This is a genomic window from Rhodobium gokarnense, from assembly GCF_025961475.1.
In the GTDB taxonomy this organism is placed as follows: Bacteria; Pseudomonadota; Alphaproteobacteria; order Rhizobiales; family Rhodobiaceae; genus Rhodobium; species Rhodobium gokarnense.
Window position 1 is genome coordinate 1 of record NZ_JAOQNS010000001.1, and the last position, 25,137, is coordinate 25,137.

22 protein-coding genes are annotated in these 25,137 nt (G+C 66.7%); 13 read left to right on the forward strand and 9 right to left on the reverse strand.

The window, feature by feature from the left end:
* Window positions 1-366 (reverse strand): helix-turn-helix domain-containing protein (locus tag M2319_RS00005; protein ID WP_264599378.1); only part of this gene is annotated, 366 nt, incomplete at its 3' end.
* A 326-nt stretch (window positions 367-692) separates the two neighbouring features.
* Between M2319_RS00005 and M2319_RS00010 the strand changes: the two genes are divergently transcribed.
* A protein-coding gene (locus M2319_RS00010; protein WP_264599379.1) for an IS5 family transposase occupies window positions 693-1,450 on the forward strand; the annotation gives its coding sequence in 2 pieces (ribosomal slippage) (window positions 693-1,017 and window positions 1,017-1,450; 759 coding nt in all).
* 171 nt (window positions 1,451-1,621) lie between these two features.
* Here the strand turns inward: M2319_RS00010 and M2319_RS00015 are convergent.
* The 4 genes from M2319_RS00015 to mnmA form a co-directional block, all read right to left on the reverse strand.
* Window positions 1,622-4,048 carry a GcvT family protein gene (locus tag M2319_RS00015; RefSeq protein WP_264599380.1) on the reverse strand — a complete coding sequence of 809 codons (2,427 nt, stop codon included), beginning with the start codon at window positions 4,046-4,048 and terminating at the stop codon, window positions 1,622-1,624.
* Between the two features lie 123 nt (window positions 4,049-4,171).
* On the reverse strand, window positions 4,172-5,176 hold the full coding sequence (locus M2319_RS00020; RefSeq protein WP_264599381.1) for a GlxA family transcriptional regulator: 1,005 nt from the start codon (window positions 5,174-5,176) through the stop codon (window positions 4,172-4,174).
* Between the two features lie 135 nt (window positions 5,177-5,311).
* The gene (locus M2319_RS00025; RefSeq protein WP_264599382.1) at window positions 5,312-6,127 is read right to left on the reverse strand and encodes a MipA/OmpV family protein; all 816 of its coding nucleotides are present in this window, start codon (window positions 6,125-6,127) and stop codon (window positions 5,312-5,314) included.
* 178 nt (window positions 6,128-6,305) lie between these two features.
* Complete coding sequence (gene mnmA, locus M2319_RS00030; protein ID WP_264599383.1) at window positions 6,306-7,505, reverse strand: tRNA 2-thiouridine(34) synthase MnmA; 1,200 nt, start codon at window positions 7,503-7,505, stop codon at window positions 6,306-6,308.
* 332 nt (window positions 7,506-7,837) lie between these two features.
* Between mnmA and M2319_RS00035 the strand changes: the two genes are divergently transcribed.
* The 9 genes from M2319_RS00035 to flhA all read left to right on the forward strand — a co-directional run bounded on the left by M2319_RS00035 (window position 7,838) and on the right by flhA (window position 18,589).
* On the forward strand, window positions 7,838-9,430 hold the full coding sequence (locus tag M2319_RS00035; protein ID WP_264599384.1) for a flagellar hook-length control protein FliK: 1,593 nt from the start codon (window positions 7,838-7,840) through the stop codon (window positions 9,428-9,430).
* A 15-nt stretch (window positions 9,431-9,445) separates the two neighbouring features.
* Window positions 9,446-10,135, forward strand: coding sequence for a flagellar hook assembly protein FlgD (locus tag M2319_RS00040; RefSeq protein WP_264599385.1), 690 nt, complete (start codon window positions 9,446-9,448; stop codon window positions 10,133-10,135).
* A gap of 275 nt (window positions 10,136-10,410) precedes the next feature.
* On the forward strand, window positions 10,411-10,686 hold the full coding sequence (gene sciP / locus M2319_RS00045) for a CtrA inhibitor SciP (RefSeq protein WP_111432259.1): 276 nt from the start codon (window positions 10,411-10,413) through the stop codon (window positions 10,684-10,686).
* A gap of 392 nt (window positions 10,687-11,078) precedes the next feature.
* Complete coding sequence (gene fliF, locus M2319_RS00050; RefSeq protein ID WP_264599386.1) at window positions 11,079-12,710, forward strand: flagellar basal-body MS-ring/collar protein FliF; 1,632 nt, start codon at window positions 11,079-11,081, stop codon at window positions 12,708-12,710.
* Between the two features lie 10 nt (window positions 12,711-12,720).
* Window positions 12,721-13,770 carry a flagellar motor switch protein FliG gene (fliG, locus tag M2319_RS00055; protein WP_264599387.1) on the forward strand — a complete coding sequence of 350 codons (1,050 nt, stop codon included), beginning with the start codon at window positions 12,721-12,723 and terminating at the stop codon, window positions 13,768-13,770.
* A 28-nt stretch (window positions 13,771-13,798) separates the two neighbouring features.
* Window positions 13,799-14,497: a FliH/SctL family protein gene (locus M2319_RS00060; RefSeq protein ID WP_264599388.1), complete on the forward strand. Its 699-nt coding sequence runs from the start codon at window positions 13,799-13,801 to the stop codon at window positions 14,495-14,497.
* Window positions 14,498-14,583: 86 nt separating this feature from the next.
* A complete protein-coding gene (fliN, locus tag M2319_RS00065) occupies window positions 14,584-14,886 on the forward strand; it encodes a flagellar motor switch protein FliN (RefSeq protein WP_264599919.1) in 303 nt (100 codons plus the stop codon).
* A 25-nt stretch (window positions 14,887-14,911) separates the two neighbouring features.
* A complete protein-coding gene (gene flbD / locus M2319_RS00070; protein ID WP_264599389.1) occupies window positions 14,912-16,273 on the forward strand; it encodes a sigma-54-dependent transcriptional regulator FlbD in 1,362 nt (453 codons plus the stop codon).
* Between the two features lie 138 nt (window positions 16,274-16,411).
* A complete protein-coding gene (flhA, locus tag M2319_RS00075) occupies window positions 16,412-18,589 on the forward strand; it encodes a flagellar biosynthesis protein FlhA (RefSeq protein WP_406682054.1) in 2,178 nt (725 codons plus the stop codon).
* Between the two features lie 247 nt (window positions 18,590-18,836).
* On the opposite strand, the gene M2319_RS00080 is transcribed toward flhA, so the two are convergent.
* Window positions 18,837-19,370, reverse strand: coding sequence for a glycine cleavage system protein R (locus M2319_RS00080; protein WP_264599390.1), 534 nt, complete (start codon window positions 19,368-19,370; stop codon window positions 18,837-18,839).
* A gap of 191 nt (window positions 19,371-19,561) precedes the next feature.
* On the opposite strand from M2319_RS00080, the gene M2319_RS00085 reads away from it, so the two are divergent.
* Window positions 19,562-20,191: a GNAT family N-acetyltransferase gene (locus M2319_RS00085; protein WP_264599391.1), complete on the forward strand. Its 630-nt coding sequence runs from the start codon at window positions 19,562-19,564 to the stop codon at window positions 20,189-20,191.
* A gap of 162 nt (window positions 20,192-20,353) precedes the next feature.
* Here M2319_RS00085 and mtnA read toward each other — a convergent pair whose 3' ends face one another.
* Both mtnA and M2319_RS00095 read right to left on the reverse strand, forming a co-directional pair.
* Entirely contained in the window at window positions 20,354-21,457 is a 1,104-nt protein-coding gene (mtnA, locus tag M2319_RS00090) for an S-methyl-5-thioribose-1-phosphate isomerase (RefSeq protein ID WP_264599392.1), read from the reverse strand.
* A gap of 24 nt (window positions 21,458-21,481) precedes the next feature.
* Window positions 21,482-21,961, reverse strand: a complete 480-nt coding sequence (locus tag M2319_RS00095; RefSeq protein ID WP_264599393.1) for a YbaK/EbsC family protein — start codon at window positions 21,959-21,961, stop codon at window positions 21,482-21,484.
* A 191-nt stretch (window positions 21,962-22,152) separates the two neighbouring features.
* Between M2319_RS00095 and M2319_RS00100 the strand changes: the two genes are divergently transcribed.
* Complete coding sequence (locus M2319_RS00100) at window positions 22,153-23,055, forward strand: hypothetical protein (protein WP_264599394.1); 903 nt, start codon at window positions 22,153-22,155, stop codon at window positions 23,053-23,055.
* Here the strand turns inward: M2319_RS00100 and M2319_RS00105 are convergent.
* A complete protein-coding gene (locus tag M2319_RS00105) occupies window positions 22,995-23,945 on the reverse strand; it encodes a metallophosphoesterase family protein (protein WP_264599395.1) in 951 nt (316 codons plus the stop codon). The genes M2319_RS00100 and M2319_RS00105 overlap by 61 nt on opposite strands.
* A gap of 653 nt (window positions 23,946-24,598) precedes the next feature.
* Between M2319_RS00105 and M2319_RS00110 the strand changes: the two genes are divergently transcribed.
* Window positions 24,599-25,135, forward strand: coding sequence for a GNAT family N-acetyltransferase (locus M2319_RS00110; RefSeq protein ID WP_264599396.1), 537 nt, complete (start codon window positions 24,599-24,601; stop codon window positions 25,133-25,135).
* Window positions 25,136-25,137: the final 2 nt, after the last annotated feature.

A 25,137-nucleotide genomic window follows, 5' to 3' on the forward strand; every position in this document is an offset into this window, starting at 1 on the left:
GATGGTCGAGGGCGACGGCACCGGCAGCTTGCGTTCGGCCAGTACAGCACAGATCTCGTAGCGGTTCAGCCCCCGCCGTCGCTCGGCCAGCGCCAGCTCGGCGACCTCGGCCGGCAGCCGGCGCCCCTTCCATTTGGGCCCGCGACGGCACGGCATCAGCGCCGCATCGGCACCGCCCTCCTGCAGGTAGCGATTGTAATATTTGCGGAAGGTCTGCGAGCAGGTGCCGTGGTGGCGGTAGAAGGCCCCCACCGTGGCAAAGTCCGACGACCGGCCGGCCTTCACCTCCTCATATTCCCTGATCAGGAAACGCCACTTCTGAACATAGTTCCGTTCGATCGTCCGGTCATAGCTGTTGTCGCGCATGGGTCGCTCCTTTCCGCGATCCCATCACCGAATATCTGAACTCGCACAGCAATGACGGATTCTCTTTTACCTTCAATCTCATTGCGAGGAGGCCGATAGGCCGACGCGGCAATCCATCGGGCGTTGGCGGTAGCCCCCACACTCAATTGAAAGCACTCCCGCACGCTCAACACTCCGTCGTCACCCCGGGCTTGACCCGGGGCCTATTGCCCCTTTCCACACGGTATGCCGGGGATGGTTCGGACTAGGGCGGATCGACATTCAGGATTCCCATGGCGCTGTTGTCGTGATTCATAAGGTTCCGCATTTTGTCTGCGGAGCGAGCGATGGGGATCAAGCGGTACGAACTGAACGAAGCGCAGTGGGAACGAATTTCGGCGCTTTTGCCGGGCAAGTCCGGCGATCCAGGGCGGACGGGGAGCGATAACCGCTTGTTCGTCAACGGTTGTCTGTGGGTGCTGCGATCCGGCGCGCATTGGTGCGACCTGCCGGAGCGCTACGGCAAATGGAAGACGGTGCATCGACGCTTCAGTCGCTGGTGCCACGCTGGCGTGTGGGAGCGGGTGTTCGAGGTCCTGGCCGCCGACCGGGACAACCAATATCTGATGATCGACAGCACCATCGTCCGTGCTCACCAGCAGGCGGCGAGCGGAAAAGGGGGGCAAAGGATCAGGCGCTGGGGCGTTCCCGAGGCGGACTGACCACCAAGATCCATATGCTGGCCGATACGCTCGGCCGCCCGGTACGGTTCATCGTCACCGCCGAACAGGTCGGCGACTGCACCCAGGCCGCAGCCCTGCTGGAAGGACAGTCCGCCTCCGCCGTTCTTGCTGATAAAGCCTATGACAGCAATGTCTTGCGCGGAAGGATCGCTGCCATGAGGGCCGAGGCAGTCATTCCCTCGAACCGCTCACGCAAGGTCATCATTCCCCACGATGCGGAAGCCTATCGCCACCGCAATCGCATCGAACGCTGCTTCAATCGGCTCAAGCACTTCCGTCGTTTCGCTACCCGCTACGACAGGCGAAAAAGCCACTTCGAGGGATTTGCCTACCTTGCGGCAATCGCCATCTGGCTCCGCTGAATGTCGATTCGGACTAGGCCTTGACTTCGGCCGGACCGGTATTGGCAACGGGCTACAGTGTTGATAGGGGCAATGGATCCCGGGTCTGCGCTTCGCTCCGCCCGGGATGACGGGAGAGGGTGGAGTGACCGCTATGGTTCCCTAACTCAGACCGATCTCTGCTCGGCCCGCTCACCCCCGCATCCGTTCCCCGTCCGGATCGAACAGCGGCCGCGGTTGCAGCCGTGCCGTCAGCCGCTCGCCGAGGAGCTCAATCTCCCAGCCGGCGTCCTCGTCTGCGATCTCCTTCGGCACATAACCCATGGCGACGGAGACGCCGGACGCATGGGCGAAGCCGCCCGATGTCACCCAGCCTTTCACCTCACCCTGGAACCAGATCGGCTCGTCGCCGATGACGTCGGCGTCGTTCGCCTCGACGATGAAGGTGCGAAGGCGCAGCGTTTCGCCGCTCTCCTTTTCGCGGGTTGCTGCTTCCTTGCCGATGAAGTCGGCTTCCTTTTTCAGCGCGACGAAGCGCTCGAGGCCGGCTTCGAGCGGCCCGTAGACCGGTCGGTAATCCCGGGCCCAGGAGCCGTAGCCCTTTTCCAGACGGAGTGCGTTGAGGGCGCGCAGGCCGAAGAGTTTCAGGCCGTGCGGTTCCCCGGCTTCCAGGATGGTCTGGAACAAATAGCGGAGATATTCCGGCGCGCACCAGATCTCGTAGCCGAGGTCGCCGGTGTAGCTGATGCGGCCGAGGATCACCGGCGCCATGCCGATCTCTGCCTCGGCGATGTCCATGAACTTGAAGGCGCTTGGAGAGAGGTCCGTGCGGGTCAGCCCTTGCAGGACCTCGCGCGATTTCGGGCCGGCGACGGCAAGGCCGGTGATGCCGACGCCGTGGGGGACGACGGTGACCGAGCCGTCGTCGGGCAGGTGCGCCTCGAACCAGCGCATGTGGTATTCCTCGGCAATCCCCGAGCCGGCGAGGAAGTAGCGCTCGGCGCCGAGATTGGCGAGGGTGAAGTCGCCGATCAGCTTGCCGTCTTCCTTCAGCATCGGCGCGAGCGCCATGCGGCCCTCGGCCGGGATGCGCCCGGCGAGCATCTTGTCGAGCCAGTCGCGGGCGCCGAAGCCTTCGACCGTGTATTTGGCAAAGCCGGAAATCTCCATCATCCCGGCGGAATCGCGGACGGCGCGGGCCTCCGCCCCGACATGCTCGAAATCGGTGGAGCGGCGCCAGGAGAAGCTGTCGGTGACGCCTTCCGGCGCGAACCAGAGCGGCTGTTCCAGGCCCCAGGAGGCGCCCATCTGGGCGCCTTTCGCGACCATCAGGTCGTAGATCGGGGTGGTTTTTAAGGGCCGCGCTGCCGGCAGTTCCTCGTTCGGGTAGCGGATGGAAAACCGCCGCGAATAGTTCTCGCGCACCCTGGCGTTGGTGTAGGCAAGCGTCGCCCAGTTGCCGTAGCGGGCAACGTCCATGGCAAAGACGTCGAAGCCGGGATCGCCCTCGATCATCCAGTTGGCGAGGGCGAGGCCGACGCCGCCGCCCTGGCTGAAGCCGGCCATGACCGCGCAGGCGCACCAGTAGCCGGGCAGGCCCGCGACCGGGCCGACCAGCGGGTTGCCGTCGGGCGCGAAGGTGAAGGGGCCGTTGATGATCTGCTTGATGCCGGCGTTCTGGAATGCCGGGAAGTGGCGGAACCCGACCTCCAGGGACGGGGCGATGCGGTCGAGATCCGGGGCGAGCAGTTCGTGGCCGAAATCCCAGGGGGTGTCGATCTCCGACCAGGGCACGCAGGCCTTCTCGTAGGTGCCCATCAGCATGCCCTTGCGCTCCTGGCGCAGGTACAGCTCGCCGTCGAAATCGACCGCGTGGAGCATTTCCCTGCCCGTCGCCGCGTTGTGGGCGGCGACCTCGGGCATGTCGTCGGTCAGGAGATACATGTGTTCCATGGCGAGCAGCGGGAGTTCCAGCCCGACCATGCGGCCGACCTCGCGGGCCCAGAGCCCGCCGGCATTGACGACGTGTTCGGCAACGATCTCGCCCTTGTCGGTGATCACCCGCCAGGTGCCGTCGGGCTTCTGGACGAGGTCTTCGACGCGGGTCTCGATGTGGATTTCCGCGCCGTTCCTGCGTGCGGCCTTGGCGTAGGCGTGGGTGGTGCCGGAGGGATCGAGATGACCCTCGACCGGATCGTAGAGCCCGCCGACGAACTGCGAGGGATCGATCAGCGGCATCAGCGCGGCGGCTTCCGATGGCGTCACCAACTCGGCCTCAAGGCCCAGATAGCGGCCCTTGGCGAGAATGCCTTTCAGCCAGTCGAAGCGCTCATTGGTGGCGGCCAGCATGATGCCGCCGGTCATGTGCAGGCCGATGTCCTGGCCCGAAAGCTCCTCGATCTCCTTGTAGAGCCGGATCGTATATTGCTGCAGCTTGGCGACGTTCGGATCGCCGTTGATGGTGTGCATGCCGCCGGCGGCGTGCCAGGTGGAGCCGGAGGTGAGCTGCGAGCGCTCCAGAAGCACCACGTCGGTCCAGCCGAACTTGGTCAGGTGATAGAGGACAGAACAGCCGACGACGCCGCCGCCGATCACGACTGCCTTGGCATGGGACTTCATCGGGCGTTCCTCGCTGGCTTTGTTTTTTCCGGGCCTTTGGCGAACTCTATCGGTGCGACCACCGGTCGTTAGCGTATTTGCGACACATCCTGCCGTCGATCCGCGGCAGAGGTCGAGTCGCGGTCAGCGCCTGAGCGCCTTCTGGTCGGCATAGGGCGAGCGGCCGTACTGCATGCGGTAGCAGCGGGTGAAATGGGAGTGCGAGGAAAAGCCGGCGGCGAGCGAGATCTCCGAGACCGGCATGTTGGTATAGAGCAGCAGCTCGCGGGCGCGCTTCAGCCGCTCCTGGCGGAAATAGCGGGACGGCGAGATCTGCAGGTGGTCCTTGAAAAGGCGCTTCAGCTGGCGAACCGTGACGCCGACCTTTTGGGCGACCGCGGCGATCTGGATGGGCGTTTCCAGATTCGCCTTGAAGACCTCGACGGCCCGGGTGACGACGGCGGAGCTGACGCTGAGTTCGCCCATGGCGCCGATGCTCTGCTCGTCATGGACGTCGCGGATGCGGTTGTGCAGGAACCAGCCGGAAATCTCGTTGGCGACGGAGCGGCCGAGGGCGTCCGACATCATCGTCAGCATCATGTCGAGGGAGGCGGTGCCGCCGGAACAGGTGCAGCGGTTGCGGTCGATCTCGAAAAGGCGGTTGGTGGCGACGACCTTCGGGAAGCTCTCGCGGAAGGACGAGGCGAAATACCAGTGGACGGCGCAGCGGTAGCCGTCGAGGAGGCCGGCGCGGGCCAAGAGGAAGATGCCGCCGGTGATGGCGCCGAGCATGACGCCGCGGCTGGCGAGAAAGCGCAGGCGGGCGAGCACCTGGGCCTCGTTCTTCAACGGAAAGTCCGGGCTGCCGACGACGAAGACCATGTCGAAGCCGGCTCCGTCCTGGTCATCGGCGGGCTCGCGGAAGTCGGTGTCTGGGCTGACCTCGATGCCGGAGGAGGAACGGACGGGATTGCCGTCCTCGGTCATGATCCGCCAGCGGTAGCGCTCCGCGCCGACCACCTCGTTGGCGGCGCGGTAGGGCTCGACGGCGGCGGAAAAGGTGACGAGCGGAAAATCGTCGCTCAACAGGAAGCCGACGCGCGTTGCCGCGCCATCCTCTCCCGCCGAATGGCTCTCATCCTGGCTCATCTCACCGCCGCGCCGGACCGATTCCTGAAAAGGGGCTCGGCGACCATTCTGGCGGAAGAAACGGCTCAGTCCACCCCGTCATTGCCGCCTTCGGGGCGCAATCCGGGTGTCGTCGGCCGGGGCAGGCGCCGGCGATCAGTCGTAGAGGTCGAGGCCGAAGCGGTAGGAAATGCCGATGCCGACGCCGAACATGTTTTGATCGCCCGCCTTGACGATCGGCGAGTCACCCGCGTCGGAGACCAGGCGGTCCCAGGAGGCGCGGCCGTAGAGCGTGGTCTCGTCAGTCAGCTTGTATTCGGCGGTGGCGGCAAGGCCGGCGCTCTTGATGCCGGCGTCTGGGTCGTAGGTCCGGTAGCCGGAGCGGATGGATTCGCGCCGGGAGACCTTGAAATAGGTGTCCATGTAGTCTTCGCTCGCCAGCGATAGGCGCGGGCCGAGCTTGAAGGTCCAGGCGTTGTCCGGGCGGTAGATGCCGTCGACGCCGAGATCGGCGATCCAGCCCTCATGGCCGCCGAAGCCGCGGCGCACGGCGACGAAGGCGTCGAAATACTCCGCCTCGTAACCGACGGCGAAGCCGGCTTCCAGCGCCCAGTCGACATGCTTCAGGCCGCGCAGGATGCGCTCGTCAGACGGGTCGCGCTCGCCGAGATAGCGGAAGGACGGGCGGAAATAGATCGCGGATTTTTCGCGGCTGGTCTCGTAGAGGCCGGGGATGCGGATGTATTCCAGCTTGATGATCGGATAGGGGCTGAAGGTGTATTCCTCCGAGCCCTCGAAGCGCGGCGAAACGAGACCGCCGATGCCCAGTTCCAGCACCAGGTCGTCCTGGCTCGATGTCGCAGCGCCATAAGGGGTGGGCGCGGCGTAGGTGTCCGCGTCCTGGGCGAGGGCCGGGGCGGCGCCGATGAGCGCTGCGCTGAAAACGATACCGGTGAGAGAAATCCGTCGCATGTACCTGTCCGAGCCCCAATTCCTGATGTCGTCCGCTCCTAGCACGGAATGGGTTTCGATCAAATAAAGGCGGCACCGCCCCGTTCCCGGAATCGCGGGCTTCGGCGAAGTGGGCAACGGTTTTTCGCCTGACTGTTGCCGAACGGCCATTGCGGCCAGGGCCTTGGCGGCGGGCGGGTCAGCCGGAACGGGCGAGAGAGCCCTCGGCGGTGCCGGCCAGCGGCATTCCGGCCTTCGCCATCTCGCTCTCCGTCGCCACCCGGTCGATCCAGCCGCCACCGAGGATGCGGGCGGGGCCTTCCGGCGCGTCGTAGAAGACGCAGGCCTGACCCGGCGCGACGCCGAGCTCGCTGTCCATGAGATCGACGACGACGGTGCCGTCGCAATAGGACAGGATCGCTGGCTTCGGCGGGCGGGTGGAGCGCACGCGGGCAAAGATCTCGGTGCCCTCGGGCGGCAGGTCGACGAGCGTTCCGTCGCCGATCCAGTTGACGTCGCGAAGGGCGAGCCGGCGGGTGGCCAGGATCTCGCGCGGGCCGACGACGACGCGGCCGTGGTCGGCGTCGAGGCGCACCACATAGAGCGGCTCGCCGGTGGCGACGCCGATGCCGCGGCGCTGGCCGATCGTGTAGTGGATGATGCCGTCGTGCCGGCCGAGCACGCGGCCGTCCACATGGACGATGTCGCCGGGCTCCGCCGCGCCGGGCTTCAGGCGCTCGATGACGTCGGAATATTTTCCGGACGGCACGAAGCAGATGTCCTGGCTGTCCGGCTTGTCGGAGATCGCAAGGCCGAGCTCGCGGGCGATCTCGCGGGTCTCCGCCTTGGTCATGTCGCCAAGCGGAAAGCGCAGGAAATCGAGCTGCTCGCGCGTGGTGGCGAACAGGAAATAGCTCTGGTCGCGGTCGTCGTCGACGGGCCGGTAGAGGGAGCGGCGGTCGCCGGTCTTGCGGCTCCTCACATAGTGGCCGGTGGCGAGCGCCGCGGCGCCGAGGTCGCGCGCGGTGTCGAGCAGGTCGTGGAATTTCACGGTCTGGTTGCAGGCGACGCAGGGCACCGGCGTCTCGCCGGCGATGTAGCTCTCGGCAAAGGTGTCGATGACGGCCTCGCGGAAGCGGTCCTCGTAGTCGAGCACATAGTGCGGGATGTCGAGGTGCTCGGCGACGCGGCGGGCGTCGTGGATATCCTGGCCGGCGCAGCAGGCGCCCTTCCTGTGGGTCGCCGCGCCGTGGTCGTAGAGCTGCAGGGTGATGCCGACGACGTCGTAGCCGGCGCGCTTCAGGAGCCCGGCGGCAACGGAGGAATCGACGCCGCCAGACATGGCGACGACGACCCGGTTGTCCCCGGGGCGTCCGGGGAGATCGAGAGATTCCAGCATATCCAAACCGTTCGTTCCAAGGCGCGTTTGCCCGTCAGGCCGCGCTCCGGCCCGGCAGGCGCGTGCCGGGCTGCCCTATAGTTAGGCGCTTTTGCCCAAAAAGCCATTGTCGGGACGCAACCGCCGCCGGCCGCCGCCTGCCGCTCTCTTTGCGCCGTCGTGAGGGGCAGCTTTTGCCGACCCGGCAGGGCTTGCCCCATCGGCGCCGCCCTGTCGCCGACGGTCTAGAGAAAATGCGCTGCGATTTCAACCCGTTGCTAGCGCCGCGCAGTTGGCCCCGGGCTTGCAATACGGGTGTCGGGTTGTCATGGCCTTCTTATGGAGTTGCCGCCTTGTTCGACATTGGGTTCACGTCCGATTCCGTCCGCACCAGCGATCCGATGGTCCTGGTGAAGAGAAACCGTGGCGGCGAGGATACGTTCGGGCGCATGCTCGATCGGCCGGAGCCGCGCGAGGCGCAGCGGCCGTCGGAGCCGCCGCGGGACAGCGCTGCCCCGGAGCGCAGCAAGGCCGCAGCGCCGGCGGACCGGGCACGGAGCGAGCGGCAGCCGTCGACGAAGCCGGCCGAGCCCAGGGTCGAAAGCGAGCCGGCGGCCGATGCCGCGGCGGACACGCCTGACACGCTGGAAACCGAGGACACCGCTGCACTTGAGGACGCCGCCACCAACGAGGACGGCACCACGACCTCGCGCGAGGAACTGGTCACCAAGCTGACCGAGGCCAAGACCGAGGACGGCGAGCCGCTGCTCACCGATCCGGACGATATCGAGCACCTCGCCGACCTGCTTCTGGAACTGCAGGCCGCGAACGGCTCCGGTGCGACGCGCAGCGCGGAAGAGATTCTTCAGGAGATCAACGCGCTCCTCGGCGACAGGACGCTTGCCGACGGCACCGAGCTTGCCAATCTCATCGCCCAGTCGAGCGACGATCCGGTCGGCGCGGTGATCGCCGGCCTTGCCGAACAAGATGCGCTGCTGCAGCGGCTCCTGACCGGTGCCGGAGCCGGCGAGCCCGCTGCCGCCAGGGGCGCGGCGGAAGCGGCGTCTGCTGCTGCAACGAAGGGCGCTGCCGGGCCTCAGCAGGCGGCCGCGGAGCCGAACGCGAAGGGTACGCAGGCGGGCGCGCAACATCCGAATACCGCGACCGACGACGCGGCCAAGGCGGCGGATGCCAGGCCGGCGAGCCTCTTCGGCTCCGAGCCGGCGGCCGACGGCGATGGCGAGGGCGATGCGAACCTTGCCAAGCTCTTCGGCCACCTGGCGGGCAAGGAGGGCGGGAGCAAGGCCGCGGCCTCGGCAACGGCCGGCGCCAACGCCCAGACGTCGGCGTCCGCACTCCTGTCGCAGACCATCGGCCAGGCAGCCGCCGCTCCGGTCGCCGCGGCGCCTGCCGCAATGGCAATGCCCGATACGCCCAACAATTTCATCCTGACGCCGACGGGCGTTTCTGCCGCGGCAACCGCCCAGCAGGTGGTGCAGACCCCTCAGGTCGCGGCGCAGGCGGCAACGGCCGCCTCGAGCGCTGCGGTGGAGATCGCCAAGTTCGCCCGCCAGGGCGAGACGCGGTTCGAGATCCGCCTCGATCCGCCGGAGCTCGGCCGGGTCGATGTCCGGCTTCGGGTCGGCGACGACGGCATCGTGCGCGCCCACCTCTTCGTGGAACGCTCCGAGACGCTCGACATGTTCATGCGCGATCCGCGGGCGCTGGAACGCTCGCTGGAACAGCAGGGCATCAAGACGGCCGAGGGCGGTCTGGAGTTCTCGCTGAGTTCCGACAATGGCAGCCAGACCGCGTCGCAGGACGGGGACGGCGAGCCGTCATTCTTTGGTGGTGACAGCATGGACGAGATCGACGCCGCGGAACGCCCGGTGGCGACCTACACCATGCGGGCCGCCCATAACGGGCGCCTCGACGTCCGCATCTAGAGACAGGAAAGCACCATGAGCATCGATCCCTCAGGCGCCACCTCCTCGGTGGCCAATCTGGCATCGAGGTCCTCGGCGTCGACGTCCCAGGCGACGAAGGATGCGACCTCCCTTGCCGACAATTACGAGATGTTCCTGGAGCTCCTGACGGTGCAGCTCCAGAACCAGAATCCGCTGGAACCGATGGACGCCGACAAGTTCGCCGAGCAGCTCACCCAGTACTCGTCGGTCGAGCAGCAGATCAAGACCAACGAGCACCTGGAAAACATCATCAGCGGCATCTCCGCCTCCAGCACCAGTGCGCTGGTCAGCTATATCGGCAAGACGATCGAGGCGACCGGCGAGACCACGGTGCTGCGCGACGGATCGGCGGCGTGGACCTATGACGTCAAGACGGCGGCGACGGCGACCGTGACCATCACCAACTCCGCCGGCGCTGCGGTCTATACCGATCAGGTGAGCCTGGAGCAGGGCGGCGGCGCGTTCGTCTGGAACGGCCAGACGACCAGCGGGCGGACCGTCGAGGACGGCGAGTACACCATCAACATCGAGGCGGAGGACGCCGCCGGCAACGCCGTCACGGTGTCGACCGCGCTCACCGGCGTCGTCGACGAGGTCGACATGAGCGGCGGCGAGGCGGTCCTCAAGATCGGCGACATCAAGGTCCCGGTCGGCAACGTCACGGCCATCCGCGACGCCTCCTGACGGCGGCAGGCCTGCGTCGGTCCACTTGTCATGGCATCTTTTGCACTCCCGGAAGGATCATTTCCGGGGGTGCATTTTCGCATGGGTTTTCGCGGGTTCGGCCGGCCGCACGGCGTCCCGGTCGCGGCGGCTGGAGGGGGCGGCGATATAAAGTGAATAAAGAGGTTGCCAAGTCCCGGCAATTCTTACCGATTTGTTGCTGCGCTCTTAGGCAAATTTTAAAAGCCGGGGCCTATGCTCGGTCGTCGAAGGTCAGGGTAAAGTGTGAGAGTACGATGACCGATCGAGTGCGACCGCGAGTTAAATACGTCATTGGTCCGGATGGAAGTCCTCTGACCATCGCCGATCTGCCGCCCGTCGATACCAAACGATGGGTGATCCGCCGCAAGGCGGAAGTGGTCGCTGCGGTGCGTGGTGGTCTCCTATCCCTTGAGGAAGCGTGCCAGCGCTACACCTTGACGATCGAGGAGCTGCTGTCATGGCAGAATTCCATCGACCGTCATGGTCTCGCCGGCTTGCGGGCAACGCGGATACAGCAGTATCGCAACTGACCCGCGGCGTTTTCTCGAAACGACCGACATGACCATTTTGAATGGCCGGCCCTTGAGCCGGCCATTTCTCGTTTTTCCTTTACGTTTTGCCGCACGGTTAACCGAATGCCGCGGCCTCGCGCGCGCGGCGAAAACGCCGTGAAGCGCCGAATACCGCACATTGCAAGGGTTAACCGGCGGCGGCAGAAGCGGCCCCCCGAATTCGCAATCCGCAACGGCAACCGTCGCAGGCTGCGAAGAAATCCCCGTCCGGCCGGGAGGTGTTAACGCCTTATTTACCGACAACCCGGAAATTCTTGCCTACCAGATCCGCCCGGTCGGACGTCCTCGTCCCAAACCCTCATCCGTCCGGGTGGACTGGCCCTTGAGCCTCGGTAGGGTTGATATCAGTCGTGAATGGGGTCGTTGATTTCCTGAAAGCGCTCGGACCGGCACGCCTCGGCGCCATGGGCGCGGTGGCGGCGATCCTGGTCGGTTTCTTCGCCATCGTCATGACGCGGCTGTCGACCCCCCAGATGGTGCCGCTCTACACCGACCTTTCCTTCGCCGACACCACTGCCATCGTCCGCCAGCTCGAGGCGACGGCCGTGGAGTACGAGCTGCGCAACGACGGCGCCGTCGTCCTGGTGCCGGAGGGCACGCAGCTTCAGGTGCGCATGCGCCTCGCCGAGCAGGGCCTGCCGAGCGGCGGCAATATCGGCTACGAGATCTTCGACAAGACCGACACCCTCGGCACCACCAGCTTCGTGCAGTCGATCAACCATTTGCGGGCGCTGGAAGGCGAGCTGGCCCGTACCATCAAGTCGATCAACCGCATTTCGGCCGCCCGCGTCCACCTGGTGCTGCCGGAGCGCCAGCTCTTCCAGCGCGACAAGGAGGAGCCGTCGGCCTCGATCGTCGTGCGCGTGCGCGGCACCCTCGACCGCAGCCATATCGCCGCCATCCAGCACCTCGTCGCCACCGCCGTGGAAGGCCTGAAGCCGTCCAACGTGTCGATCGTCGACGAGACCGGCCGCCTGCTCGCCAGCGGCACGGAGGAGGATGCCCAGGGGCTGCTGGCGACCCACCTGCAGGAGCGCACCGTCGCCTATGAGCGCCGTCTGCGCGAGCGCATCGAGGGCATCGTGTCGGAAATCGTCGGCTCCGGCCGGGCCCGGGTGCAGGTCGCCGCCGAACTCGACTTCAACCGCATCACCCAGACCGAGCAGAAATTCGATCCGGAAGGCCAGGTGGTGCGCTCCTCGCAGTCGCGCGAGGAGAACTCGACCGTGCGCAACGAGCAGAAGGGCGTCACCGCCGGCAACCAGATTCCGAACGCCGACCAGAATGCAAACGGCGATGACAACCTGCCGCGCGAGGCGTCCAGCACCAGCGAAGAGATCACCAACTACGAAATCTCCAAGACCGAGCGCACCGAGGTGGTCGAGGCCGGCCGCATCAAGCGCATTTCGGTCGCCGTCCTTGTCGACGGCATCTACACCCCGCAGGAGGGCGGCACGCTCGACTACGCGCCGCGCTCGGCCGATGACCTGGAACGCATCGCGGCGCTGGTGCGCTCGGCCGTCGGGTTCGACGATGAGCGCGGTGACCAGGTCGAGGTCGTCAATCTGCGCTTTGCCTCCGCGCCCTCGCAGCTTCCCCTCGACGGCGCCGAAGAGGGCCTGTTCGACTTCACCAAGCGCGACATCTTCTATTTCTCCGAACTCGGCGTGATCGTCCTCTTGTCGCTGCTGACGCTGCTCTTCATCGTCCGGCCGCTGGTCCGCAAGATCGTCGAGCCGGAAAAGGAAGAGGTCGAGGTGCTGACCGGGCCGAACGGCGAAGTACTGCAGCTCAACGCCGACGGCACGCCCGCCCTGCCGGCGCCGCAGGAGGAAGAGAATTTCGCCGACTGGTTCAACGACGCCCAGGCGGAGGGCGAGAACCACGCCAACTCCATCGAGCGCGTCGGCGGCCTGATCGAGAACTACCCGAACGAGGCGGTCTCGATCGTCCGCACCTGGCTCAACGAAGCCCCGGCATGAGTGTCTTGAGATGAATCCGGCCCAGCAGATCCAGCAACTGCAGATCCAGGAGGATCAGGAAGAACGCGAACTGAAGGGCGCGGAGCGGGCGGCCGTGCTGCTGCTCGCGCTCGGCCACGAGCATGGCGCGCCGATCTGGAAGTCGCTCGACGAGATGGAGGTCAAGCAGATCTCCATCGCCATGGCCAAGCTCGGCCCGATCTCGCCGATCATGCTCGACAAGCTGTTCAAGGACTTCGTCACCAAGCTGTCGGCCAAGGGCGCGCTGCTCGGCAACTTCGATTCCACCGAACGGATCCTGCAGTCGGTGCTGCCGGCCGACAAGGTGGCGACGATCATGGAGGAAATCCGCGGTCCGGCCGGTCGCAACATGTGGGAAAAGCTCTCCAACGTGCAGGAGAACGTGCTCGCCAACTACCTGAAGAACGAATACCCGCAGACCGTCGCCGTGGTGCTGTCCAAGATCCGTTCCGAGCACGCCGCGCGGGTGCTGGCGATTCTGCCGGACGAGTTCGCGCTCGAAGTCGTCACCCGCATGCTGCGCATGGAGTCGGTGCAGAAGGAGATCCTCGACAAGGTCGAGCAGACGCTCCGGGTCGAGTTCATGTCGAACCTGTCGACCACCAGCCGGCGCGATGCCCACGAGCTGATGGCCGACATCTTCAACAGTTTCGACCGGCAGACCGAGGCGCGGTTCATGACGGCGCTGGAAGAGAACAACCGCGAGGCGGCCGAGCACATCAAGAACCTGATGTTCACCTTCGACGATCTGTCGAAGCTCGATGCCGGCAGCGTCCAGACCCTGCTGCGCCAGGTCGACAAGGACCGGCTGGCGACGGCGCTGAAGGGCGCCAACGAGTCGGTGCGCGAGTTCTTCTTCTCCAACATGTCGCAGCGCGCGGCGAAGATGATGAAGGACGACATGGACGCGATGGGACCGGTGCGGCTGCGCGACGTCGACGATGCGCAGGCCGGCATGGTCGCCGTCGCCAAGGATCTGGCCGCCAGCGGCGAGATCATGATCACCAAGAACAAGGGCGAGGACGAGCTTGTCTACTAAGGCGACCTCGACAGGACGAAAGAAAAAGATGGGAGCCCCGGCACGTTTCCTGTTCGACACGGATTTCGCCGCCCCGGCGGAACCGGAACCCGTCGCCGAGGAGGTCTTCGAGGAGACCGGAGACGCGCCGCTCGCCGACCATCTCGGCGCGCTGGCGGCAGCCGAAAAGCGCGGCTATGCGCGCGGGCGCGCCGACGGCATGGAGGAAATGACCGCCAAGGCGCGCAAGCGCATGGCCGATGAGGCCGGCCGGCTGGTATCGGCGGCGCAAGGCATCCTCGGTGCCCTCGACGCCGACCGGGTGCGCATCGAGCGCGAGGCGGCCGATCTTGCCCGCCAGATCGCCGGCAAGCTCGTCGACCACCTGATCGCGCGCGAGCCGACCGGCGAGATCGCGGCGCTGATCGAGGACTGCCTCGGGCCGCTGCGCCAGGCGCCGCACATCGTCGTGCGCGTCGAGGAGAACGATGCCGATGCGATCAAGGCCGAGGTTGACCGCATTGCCCATGAGCGCGGCTTCCTCGGGCGCCTCGTCGTCCTCGGCGAGCCGGACCTTGCCCGCGGCGACTGCCGCATCGAATGGGCCGACGGCGGCATCGTCCGCGACCGGGCGGCCATCGAGGCGGAGATCGACGCGGCGATCGAGAGCTATTTCAAGGCCCGCGACGGCGGCGCAGAAGCCGACCCCGCGGCGCAGGCCGCAGCGGCGACGGAGACGGATAAATGAGCGACGACGACGACATCCCGGGCGGCAAGACCGAAACCGCGGAGCAGGACGGCCTGGAAGGCGCCGACCCGATGGCCCTTAAGGAAATGTCGGAGGCCGGCTACCGCGTCCTCAGCGAGGACGATGATGAGCCGCAGTCGAAGACGGCGTCGGACCTTGAGGCCGTGTTCGACGTGCCGGTCCGGGTCTCGGCCGTGCTCGGCCATTCCCGCATGCCGGTGGCCGACCTTCTGAAGATGTCCTCGGGCACGGTCCTGGAGCTCGACCGCAAGGTCGGCGAGGCCATCGACATCTATGTCAACGACCGGCTCGTCGCCCGCGGCGAAGTGGTGCTGGTGGACGAAAAGCTCGGCGTGACGATGACCGAGATCATCAAGACCGACCGCTGAACGCGGCGGTTTTCGGAGAAGAACGATGCGACTCCTCATCATTGGGTCCCTGAACGGCCAGTTGACGATGGCCACCAAGATCGCCATCGACGGCGGCGCGACCGTCACCCATGCCGACGACACCGCGGTGGCGCTGAAGGTGCTTCGGTCGAGCGGCGCGGACCTTCTGATGGTCGACGTGGCGCTCGACATCGGCGGGCTGATCGAGAAGCTGGAGCAGGAGCGCATCCACGTGCCGGTGGTGGCCTGCGGCGTGGAAAGCAATGCGCGCGCCGCGGTCGAGGCGATCCGCGCCGGCGCCAAGGAATATGTGCCGCTGCCGCCGGATCCGGAACTGATCGCCGCGGTGCTGGCTGCCGTCGCCGAGGACGCCGCGGACATGATCTTCCGCGACCAGGCGATGGCGCGGGTGGTGCAGCTTGCCGACCAGGTGGCGCCGTCCGACGCCTCGATCCTGATCACCGGCGAAAGCGGCACCGGCAAAGAGGTGCTCGCCCGCCACGTCCACCGCAAGTCGGGGCGCGCCAAGAAGCCGTTCATCTCCGTCAACTGCGCGGCGATCCCGGAGAATCTCCTGGAATCGGAGCTGTTCGGCCACGAGAAGGGCGCCTTCACCGGTGCCGTCGCCCGGCGCGTCGGCAAGTTCGAGGAGGCCGACGGCGGCACGCTGCTGCTCGACGAGATCTCCGAAATGGATGCGCGGCTGCAGGCGAAACTGCTGCGCGCCCTGCAGGAGCGGGTCATCGACCGGGTCGGCGGCTCGCGGCCGGTGCCCGTCGATATCCGGGTCATTGCCACCTCCAACCGCAATCTCGCCGATGCCGTGCGCGAGGGAACGTTCCGCGAGGACCTGCTCTACCGGCTCAACGTCGTCAATTTGAAGCTTCCGGCCCTGCGCGAGCGGCCGGAGGACATCCTTGAGCTGGCGCAGTTCTTCGTGCGCAAATATTCCGAGGCGAACGGCGTTCCGGTGCGCCCGATCGCGGCCGAGGCCCGCCGCCAGCTTTGCGCGGCGCGCTGGCACGGCAATGTGCGCGAGCTGGAAAACACCATGCACCGGGCGGTGCTGCTTGCCCGCGGCGAGGAGATCGACGCCGACGCCATCCTGATGCCGGACGGCAGCCGCATCGAAACGGTGGCCCGCGGCCCGGCCGAGCATGCGGCGATGACCGCGGAGGCGGTGACCCGGACCCTGGTCGGCCAGACCGTGGCGGATGTGGAGCGCACGCTGATCCTCGACACCCTCGACCACTGCCTGGGGAATCGCACCCATGCGGCCAAGATCCTCGGCATCTCGATCCGCACGCTGCGCAACAAGCTGAACCAGTACAGCGACGAGGGCGTCGACGTGCCGCCGCCGGGCGAGGCCCGCGCTTACGGCGCCTGAGCGGTCCGGTCGATCAAATCGTGCCGCAATCCCCCTTCGTTAACTCCCCGGTAACCATACGCTAGGCAAATTCTGCCTAGCGACCGTTGGCGCCAGGAGTGCGCCCGGCCGGCTTCAGGTGACCGGAGAAGCTTTCAGATGACCGATGTGACGGCAGGCGACGTTTCGGCACAGGCGCCGGCGCAACCGTCCGCTTCCGGCGAGGTCGGCAAGCCCAGGGCCGCCGGCCCGAGCGCCGGCATGATCACTCTGTCGCGCATCATCGATACGCTGAGGCGCGGCGACCTCCTGCTCGCCGCCGGCGTGATGACCATCCTCGTCCTCCTCATCCTGCCGATGCCGGCAATGATGCTGGACGTGTTCCTGGCCATCTCGATCATCTTCTCGGTCCTCATCCTGATGACCGCGCTGTTCATCCAGACGCCGCTGGAGTTCTCCGCCTTTCCCACGGTACTGCTGATCGCGACGATGCTGCGGCTGGCGCTGAACCTTGCCTCGACGCGGCTGATCCTTGCCAACGGCCACGAGGGGACCGACGCCGCCGGCTCGGTCATCCAGGCCTTCGGCAGCTTCGTCATGCGCGGCAATTTCGTCATCGGCATGATCGTCTTCGCCATCCTGGTGATCGTCAATTTCATCGTCATCACCAAGGGTTCGGGGCGCATCGCCGAGGTCGCGGCGCGCTTCACCCTCGATGCCATGCCCGGCAAGCAGATGGCGATCGATGCAGACCTTTCCGCCGGTCTCATCGACGAGGGCCAGGCGCGCGAGCGGCGCAAGAACCTGGAGGACGAATCGGCCTTCTTCGGCGCCATGGACGGCGCCTCCAAATTCGTGCGCGGCGACGCCATCGCCGGCCTCCTCATCACCTTCATCAACATCGTCGGCGGTATCATCATTGGCGTTGCGCAGCAGGACCTGTCGCTTGCCGACGCCAGCCAGGCCTATACGCTGCTGACGGTCGGCGACGGCCTCGTCAGCCAGATCCCGGCGCTGATCGTCTCCACGGCCGCCGGCATGCTGGTCTCCAAGGCGGGCGTGACGGGCGCCGCCGACAAGGCGCTGGTCGCCCAGCTCTCCGGCTATCCGAAGGCGCTCGGCGTCTCCTCCTTCGTCATGGTGGTAATGGCGGCGCTGCCGGGCATGCCGGTGATCCCGTTCCTGACGCTCGCCGCAGGGGCCGGCTACATGGCCTATGTGTCGGACCGCAAGAACCGGGTGCAGGAAGCGGAAAAGGTGGTCGCGGAGGCCAAGGCCCAGGCGCCGGCGGAACCGGCCGAGCCGCCGATCAGCGAAGTCCTGAAGATGGACGATCTTCGGATCGAGCTCGGCTACGGCCTGTTGCCGCTGATCAACAAGGCGGACGGGCCGGACCGGCTGACCGACCAGATCAAGGCGCTGCGGCGCCAGCTCGCGGCCGAGCTCGGCGTCGTCATGCCGCCGGTGCGCATCCTCGACAACGTCCAGATCGAGGCCAACGACTACATCATCAAGATCAAGGAGGTGGAGGCCGGGCGCGGCATCGTCTATCCGAACCTTTATATGGCGATGGACCCGATGGGCAAGCAGATCGACCTGCCGGGCGCCCACACCACCGAGCCGACCTTCGGACTGCCGGCGACCTGGATCGAGGCGTCGTTGCGCGAGGAGGCCTCGATCAAGGGCTATACGGTGGTCGATCCTTCGACGGTGATGTCGACCCACCTGACGGAGACCCTCAGGGCCAACGTCTCCGACCTCCTGTCCTATGCCGACGTCCAGAAACTGCTGTCCGAACTGCCGAAGGAGCAGGGCAAGCTGGTGGAGGACATCGTGCCCGGCCAGATCACCGTCTCCGGCATCCAGCGGGTGCTGCAGGCGCTGCTCGCCGAGCGGGTGTCGATCCGCGACCTGCCGTCGATCCTGGAAGGTATTGCCGAGGCGACCGGCTTCACGCGCTCGCCGCAATCGATCGCGGAACATGTGCGCACGCGCCTTGCCCGGCAGATCTGCGCCCAGTACCTGGCCCCGGGCGGCTACCTGCCGCTGATCGCCCTGTCGCCGAAATGGGAGCAGGAATTCGGCGAGGCGCTGGTCGGCGAGGGCGACAACCGCCAGCTCGCCATGGCGCCCTCCAAGCTGCAGGAATTCGTCGTCGCCGTGCGCGATGCCTTCGAGGAGGCGGCGCGCATGGGCGAGGTGCCGGTGCTCCTGACTTCGCCGCCGATCCGCCCCTTCGTGCGCTCCATCGTGGAACGCTTCCGCTCGCACACCACGGTGATGAGCCAGAGCGAGATCCACCCGCGGGCGCGGCTGAAGACGGTGGCGAGCATCTAGAGCGCATGGTGCACAGATCGGCTCGTCGTCATTGCGAACGAGCGAAGCGAGTGCGGCAATCCAGTGGCCATACGCTCCGAGCAAGTTGCTCTGGATCGCCGCGTCGCCTACGGCTCCTCGCGATGACGATCTTATTTAACGCAACGGCACGTGCACATGCGCCGCTCCCCGTCCTTCGGACCCTCGCGATGACGGGCGTGTGTCGTCTGGTCCGCCTGCAAGCGGACCGTTGCCGGGCTCGCGGCGCCTAGCTGGATTGACCGTCCAGCTCCTTCAGGTCGATGTCGACCATGATGTCGTGGGCGATCCGCTCCAGCGCGTCGCGCAGATCGTCGACGTCGAGGCCGTCGGGCAGGATCACCTCCGCATCGGCGGAGAACATCGCCTCGCCGCTCATGGAACCGGAAAAGACTTCGGTCCTGAGATCCTCCACGCTGACGCCGTTCGAGGCGAGGATGCGGCTGACGTCGCGCACGATGCCGGCGTGATCCTGGCCGGTGACGGCGAGGTGGGCGGCCTTGCCGGTGGTGGCGTCGCCGGTCTCGGCCTGGCGCCAGGTCACCGAAATGCCCTCGCCGGCGAGGTCGCAGAGCGCCCGCGTCAGGCCTTCCACATGGTCGTCCGGGACCTGGATGCGCACGATGCCGGCGAATTCGCCGCCGAGCCGCGACATGGCGCTGTCGATCCAGTTGCCGTCGGAAAAGGAGACGGCTTCGGCGACGGCCTCCACGACGCCGGGGCGGTCGCGGGCAATGACGGTAAGGATAAGCTGTTGCGGCATCGTTGGTCGGACGTCCCTTCGGATCTTGTCGTTGTCTTGTCCCGACGCCGACAGGCGCGGCCGGGACTGGCCGGACGAGTCTCGCTTGCCCGCGCGCCTATCGCAAGGCTTGAATGGTCGCGGGGGTGGTTGGCGCCGCCGCGGCGATCGGCTATCGAGGAAAAAAACACGTCCCGGAATCCGGCAACAGCATGACCTATCTGGACCTCAACGGCATGACCGACCTGCCAGCCGGCAAGGTCGCCTCCATCGTCACCTCGCTGGAAATGACGGCACCGCCGGAGCCGCGCGATGCGCCCGGCCGGGACGACCTCGCCCTCGTCCTCATGGACTGGCCGTCGGGAGCGCCGGATATCGGCTGGTACCGGGAGCTCTACCGGCGCATCGGCGAGGACTGGCTGTGGTTTTCCCGGCTGGAACTTCCCGACGATGCGCTCGCCGCCATCCTCGATCATCCGGACATCGAGGTCTATGCGCTGATGGCGGACGGCCGGGCGGAGGGGATCGTGGAACTCGACCGGCGCCGGGCGCCGGACGTGGAGCTTGCCTTTTTCGGGCTGAGTGACGGATTCGTCGGCAAGGGCGCCGGGCGTTGGATGATGACGAAGGCGCTGGAAATCGCCTGGTCGACCGGCCCGCGCCGGCTCTGGGTGCACACCTGCACGCTCGACCATCCGGCGGCGCTGCCCTTCTACATCCGCTCCGGCTTCCGGCCGTTCCGGCGCTCCATCGAGGTGGTCGACGACCCCCGCCTCACCGGCGTCCTCCGCCGCGACGCGGCCGGCCATATCCCGGTGATACTGCCGGGGAAGAGCGGGTAGGCGCCTGTACTTAGCTTCCAACGCCGTATGGATTACCGCGTCGGCCTTTTCAGGTTCGCGTCACGCGCCGCTCCCCGTCCTTCGGACCCTCGCAATGACTTTGAAATTATTGAGAAAATCGTCATTGCGAGCGGAGCGAAGCAATCCAGAAAGCCGCGACCCTCACGAGATCTCGACCCGCTCCGGGAACGCCCTGGCGATCGCCTCCCTGTTGGCATCGACGATGCCGCGCTCCGTGATCAGGCCGGCGACGAGGCGGGCGGGGGTGACGTCGAAGGCGGGATTGGCCGCCGGCGAGCCGTCCGGCAGGATGGTGATCGTCGCGATCTCGCCGGCGTCGGTGCGGCCGGTGAGGCGCGAGACCTCTTCCATCGCCCGCTCCTCGATGGGAATCTCCGAAACCCCGTCCTCGACCCGGAAGTCGATGGTCGGCGAGGGCAGGCCGACATAGAAGGGGATGCCGTTGTCGGCGGCGGCGAGCGCCTTCAGATAGGTGCCGATTTTGTTGCAGACGTCGCCGGTCGCCGTGGTGCGGTCGGTGCCGGTGATGACGAGGTCGACCTTGCCGTGCTGCATCAGGTGGCCGCCGGCATTGTCGACGATGACGGTGTGCGGCACGCCGTGGTGGCCGAGCTCCCAGGCCGTCAGCGAGGCGCCCTGGTTGCGCGGCCTTGTCTCGTCGACCCAGACATGGACCGGGATGCCGGCATTGTGGGCCATGTAGATGGGGGCCGTCGCCGTGCCCCAGTCGACGGTGGCGAGCCAGCCGGCGTTGCAGTGGGTGAGGACGTTGACGGCCTCACCTTCCGGCTTCTTGGCCGCGATTGCCTCGATCAGCGCCAGGCCTGCCCTGCCGATGGCGGCGTTGATCTCCACGTCCTCGTCGCAGATTTCCGCAGCCCTCTTGTAGGCGGCGGCGACGCGCTCGGTGGGGTCGAGCGGCGAGAGCACCTTTTCCATCTCCTCCAGCGCCCAGCGCAAATTGATGGCCGTCGGGCGGGTCGCAAGCAGCACATCGGTCGCGGTGGCGAGCGCCGTGTCGGAGGCGTCGTCGCGCAGCGCCAGGGCGATGCCGTAGGCGGCGGTCGCCCCGATCAGCGGCGCACCGCGCACCCACATGTCGCGAATGGCGCGGGCGGCATCGTCGAGGGTTTTCAGGTCCACGGTGGTGAAGACGTGGGGCAGGCGGGTCTGGTCGATGATGCCGACGCTCCAGCCGTCGTCGTTGAGCCAGATCGTGCGGTAATGGGTGCCGTCGACTTTCATCTCAAAATGCTCCGGAAAAAGGGGCTATCCCTTGACGTCGATCGGCGTCGCGCCGACGGCATCGACAAGGGCGTTGGGATCGCAGGAAAAGACGCATTTCGGCGTTCCGGCCGCCGCCCAGACTACGTCGAAGCCGAGAAGGTCGGTGTCGATGAAGGTCTGAAGGGGCGTTGCATGGCCGAGCGGCGGGATGCCGCCGATGGCAAAGCCGGTGAGGGCGCGCACGTCGTCGGCGTCGGGCCGGGTCAGGGCCTCGCCGAGATGTTTCGCGACGCCTTTTTCGTTCACGCGGTTGGCGCCGGAGACGAGGAAGAGATAGGGCTTTTTCGAGGTCTTGCCGCGAAACACCAGCGACTTGACGATCTGGGCGACCGTGCAGTTGCAGGCGGCGGCCGCTTCCTCGGCGGTGCGGGTCGAGGCCGGCATTTCCATGACGGTGACGTCGAGCCCGGCATTGGCGGCGGCCTCGCTGACGAGCTGTGCGCTTTTCGGCAATTCGGTCATGGCTGCCCGCTCCCATCCCCACGTCATTCGATGGGCGAAGATGGCTGAGCGTGTATCCAATGGCAAGGGCGCGGCGGGTCGCGGGGCTTGCCTGCCAGATGGGGACAGCGGTGCGGCGGACGTGCCAAGGCGTCGAAATTCTGTTAACAATTCCTTAAGCAGGGGGGGCCGATCGGGCAAAGGACCGGGTCATGACGATGGAAGACAACGTGGTGCCGCACGAGCGCATTCGCACGCTTCGCGAAGCCGTGCAGCAGGCGCGCATTGCCGAGGCCGACCGCTCCGATGCGCTGGAACAGCGCCGGCAGACGGAACAGGTGCGCCTGGAACTCGTGGCGCGCGAGCTTGAAGGCGTCTTTGCCGAGGCGCGGGACAAGAGCGACCAGTTCATCTGCGAGATTTCCGCCGGCGCGACGCCGCGGCTGTGGATCGACGCCACCTCCCACGTGGTGATGGCGAGCGACATCCACACCTACCGGTTCCTGAAGGACACGCGGCTCGGCCGCATCGTCCTTGCCGAGACGGACGACACCGGCGCACTCGCTGACCGCGTCACGGTCTATATCGCGGAGCGGGTCGTCGACCTGGAGCGGGCGGTGGAGGCCGACTGGCAGATCTGGCGGCTGAACGAGCAGGCGCAGAAGGAAGCGGCGGAAGCCCAGAAGCGCGACGAGGAAAAGGCGGCAGAGGCAAAGGCGCGGGACGAGAAAGCGGACGCTGCGAACACGCCGCGGCTCGACGGGCCGGCGGGAAGGCCGCGCGAGCGGGGCCATGCCGGCTTTGCCTTCCTCTTCGGCCTCATTCTCGGCTGCGCGGCGCTGGCGGTCTGGATGCAGGCCTCCGGGCAGTACGATTTCCGCCAGCACCTGAAGTTCCTGCAGACGAGCGACACGGCCTCGTTTCCGCAATTGACGGCCGAGCCGGCACCAGAGACGGCAACGGCAGCCGAGGAACCGGCGGCGGGCGACGAAGAAGCGGCGGAAGCGCCCGAAGAAACCGGCAGCATCCCGGAACTGGCCGGTGCGCCGACGTCTCAGCCTGAGGCGGCGACGGGTTCCGAGATGTCTTCGGAAACGGTGGCGCCCGGCGAATAGACGAGGCGCCGGCTGCGGATTTGCGATACCGGCCGGCCGGGCAGGGTGAGCCCGCGCTCGGTCATGGCGCAGGTCCAGCCATCGTCCGTTTGCTCCACATCGAAGAGGTTGTAGCGGGCCGCCGGGCGCTTGTCGCCGGGGGCGTTGGAGGCCGACGGCACGCCGACGATCGGCACCGGGCGCGTATTGCCGTCGGTCCATACGAGGCTGTCCACATGGGTGTGGCCGTGCAGCACCAGCTCGGCGCCGGCCTCGCGGATGGCACGACTGAAATGGCCCGTGCCGATGAGGCGGCGGTGCCAGTATTTGCGCGAGCGGACCGGCGGGTGGTGGATGAGGACGACGCGGAAGAGGCCTTCCGCACCGAGGCGCTCCAGCGCCCGGCAGAGGGCGCGGGCCTGACCGGTGTCGAAAACGCCAGTCGCCATGAAGGGGGCGGAGGCATTGGCGCTGGACAGCGCGACGATGCCGAGCGGACCGCGCCGGCGCACGAACGGAAAGTCGTTGCCGTCGAGGGCCGGGGTGTCTCCGGTCATGAACGGGCGCCAGGACTTTATCGCCCGCTTCACCGAGCCGGGCACATAGGCGTCGTGATTGCCGGGAATGGCGGTGACGTCATGGGGCGGCCCGAGGCTTTCCAGCCAGGCCTTTGCCGGTTCGATCTCGGCCTTCAGCGACAGATTGACGAGATCGCCGGTGACCGCGATGTGGTCGGGCTGCTGGCTCGCCATGTCGGCGAGGAGGGCCATCAGGTGGTCGGCCGTATGGGTTCCGGACCGGTTGCGGTGCCAGTTGACGTAGCCGATGACGCGCTTTGACATCAGCTCGCGGATGCGCGCGTCCGGCAGCGGGCCGAGATGGGGATCTGAGAGATGGGCGAGGCGATACATGCCCCGCATCTAGTGCCTGGGTCGCCCGGCGTCTACCCTTTGGTCAAGGGGAGCCAGGCGGACCGGCACGAGCAGTGCCCGGAGCCGTCGTTCAGTTGGAGCTGAACGTCATCAGCGCCGCGGCGACGCGACGGTTGGAAAAGTCGACTGCCGGACTCCACACATAACGGTGGTCGCGACGACGGCGACGTAAGAAGCTGAACATTGGTCTTTCCTTTTTCAGACGACGAAATCGCCGGGCTCTCGGCGCCGACGATTAATTTCTATGCAGAGGATGACCACTTAATAGGCATTCTATTGCTGATTGGTTAGGGGGCGCGAGGCAGGTCAGACCCGCCCAAAACGCATGGCTCAGTTACCGGATTTTCATACAGGTATGCTCTTAGGACATACTGGCGGCGTTTTTCCCGATCCAAATCCTGCTGGACGGCCCTGCGGGGGTGTGCTAATCGCCTCGCCCATTCCATCAATGGACCCTTGCAATGCAAACCGCTCTGGCCCGACTGCGACGACGAAACCGGTCTTGTGACGCTGCGTCACGAGCCGTTCACGCCTGCTGACCGTCGCGTCCCGGATCGAGAGCAAAATCATCGCATGATCCCTTGGCGCCGGCCGGCCGGATCGCCAAATCGCACTTTGCGGACCCCATGATCATGTCGATACAGAGCCCCCAGATAGAGCTGGAATCCCCCGGCGACGACGCCGATATCGAAGCCCTGCACGAAACCGCCTTCGGGCCGGGACGTTTCGCGCGGACCGCGTTCCGGCTGCGCGAGGGCGTGCCGCGCGATCCCGCGCTCTCCTTCGTCGTGCGCCGGGACGGCGGCCTTGTCGGGTCGGTCAGGCTGACGCCGATCGATATCGGCGGGGTATCGGGGCTGCTGCTCGGCCCGCTCGCCGTGCTGCCGGCCTTCAAGAACAACGGCATCGGCAAGGCGCTGGTGCGCCATGCGGTGGCGGCGGCAAAGGTCGGGATGGCGGCAAGCGGCCACCGGCTGGTGCTCCTCGTCGGCGACGAGCCCTATTACGGGCCGCTCGGCTTCAAACGGGCGCGGCCGGGCGCGTTGAGCCTGCCGGGACCGGTCGATCCCAACCGGCTGCTGCTGGCGGAACTGGAAGAGGGTGCGGCCGATGCCGCGCACGGCGCGGTGACGTCGGGGCGGATGCTGGCGCGCGGATCTGCTGCCTGAGG

Excerpts from the sequence above, each read along its gene's own strand:
- M2319_RS00015 (WP_264599380.1), bottom strand. The coding sequence starts at position 4,048 with ATGAAGTCCCATGCCAAGGCAGTCGTGATCGGCGGCGGCGTCGTCGGC.
- M2319_RS00110 (WP_264599396.1), top strand. The coding sequence starts at position 24,599 with ATGTCGATACAGAGCCCCCAGATAGAGCTGGAATCCCCCGGCGACGAC.
- mtnA (WP_264599392.1), bottom strand. The coding sequence starts at position 21,457 with ATGAAAGTCGACGGCACCCATTACCGCACGATCTGGCTCAACGACGAC.
- M2319_RS00105 (WP_264599395.1), bottom strand. The coding sequence starts at position 23,945 with ATGTATCGCCTCGCCCATCTCTCAGATCCCCATCTCGGCCCGCTGCCG.
- M2319_RS00100 (WP_264599394.1), top strand. The coding sequence starts at position 22,153 with ATGACGATGGAAGACAACGTGGTGCCGCACGAGCGCATTCGCACGCTT.
- mnmA (WP_264599383.1), bottom strand. The coding sequence starts at position 7,505 with ATGCTGGAATCTCTCGATCTCCCCGGACGCCCCGGGGACAACCGGGTC.
- flhA (WP_406682054.1), top strand. The coding sequence starts at position 16,412 with ATGACCGATGTGACGGCAGGCGACGTTTCGGCACAGGCGCCGGCGCAA.
- M2319_RS00080 (WP_264599390.1), bottom strand. The coding sequence starts at position 19,370 with ATGCCGCAACAGCTTATCCTTACCGTCATTGCCCGCGACCGCCCCGGC.
- M2319_RS00020 (WP_264599381.1), bottom strand. The coding sequence starts at position 5,176 with ATGAGCCAGGATGAGAGCCATTCGGCGGGAGAGGATGGCGCGGCAACG.
- fliN (WP_264599919.1), top strand. The coding sequence starts at position 14,584 with ATGTCGGAGGCCGGCTACCGCGTCCTCAGCGAGGACGATGATGAGCCG.
- M2319_RS00060 (WP_264599388.1), top strand. The coding sequence starts at position 13,799 with ATGGGAGCCCCGGCACGTTTCCTGTTCGACACGGATTTCGCCGCCCCG.
- sciP (WP_111432259.1), top strand. The coding sequence starts at position 10,411 with ATGACCGATCGAGTGCGACCGCGAGTTAAATACGTCATTGGTCCGGAT.
- M2319_RS00085 (WP_264599391.1), top strand. The coding sequence starts at position 19,562 with ATGACCTATCTGGACCTCAACGGCATGACCGACCTGCCAGCCGGCAAG.
- M2319_RS00025 (WP_264599382.1), bottom strand. The coding sequence starts at position 6,127 with ATGCGACGGATTTCTCTCACCGGTATCGTTTTCAGCGCAGCGCTCATC.
- fliG (WP_264599387.1), top strand. The coding sequence starts at position 12,721 with ATGAATCCGGCCCAGCAGATCCAGCAACTGCAGATCCAGGAGGATCAG.
- M2319_RS00095 (WP_264599393.1), bottom strand. The coding sequence starts at position 21,961 with ATGACCGAATTGCCGAAAAGCGCACAGCTCGTCAGCGAGGCCGCCGCC.
- M2319_RS00040 (WP_264599385.1), top strand. The coding sequence starts at position 9,446 with ATGAGCATCGATCCCTCAGGCGCCACCTCCTCGGTGGCCAATCTGGCA.
- flbD (WP_264599389.1), top strand. The coding sequence starts at position 14,912 with ATGCGACTCCTCATCATTGGGTCCCTGAACGGCCAGTTGACGATGGCC.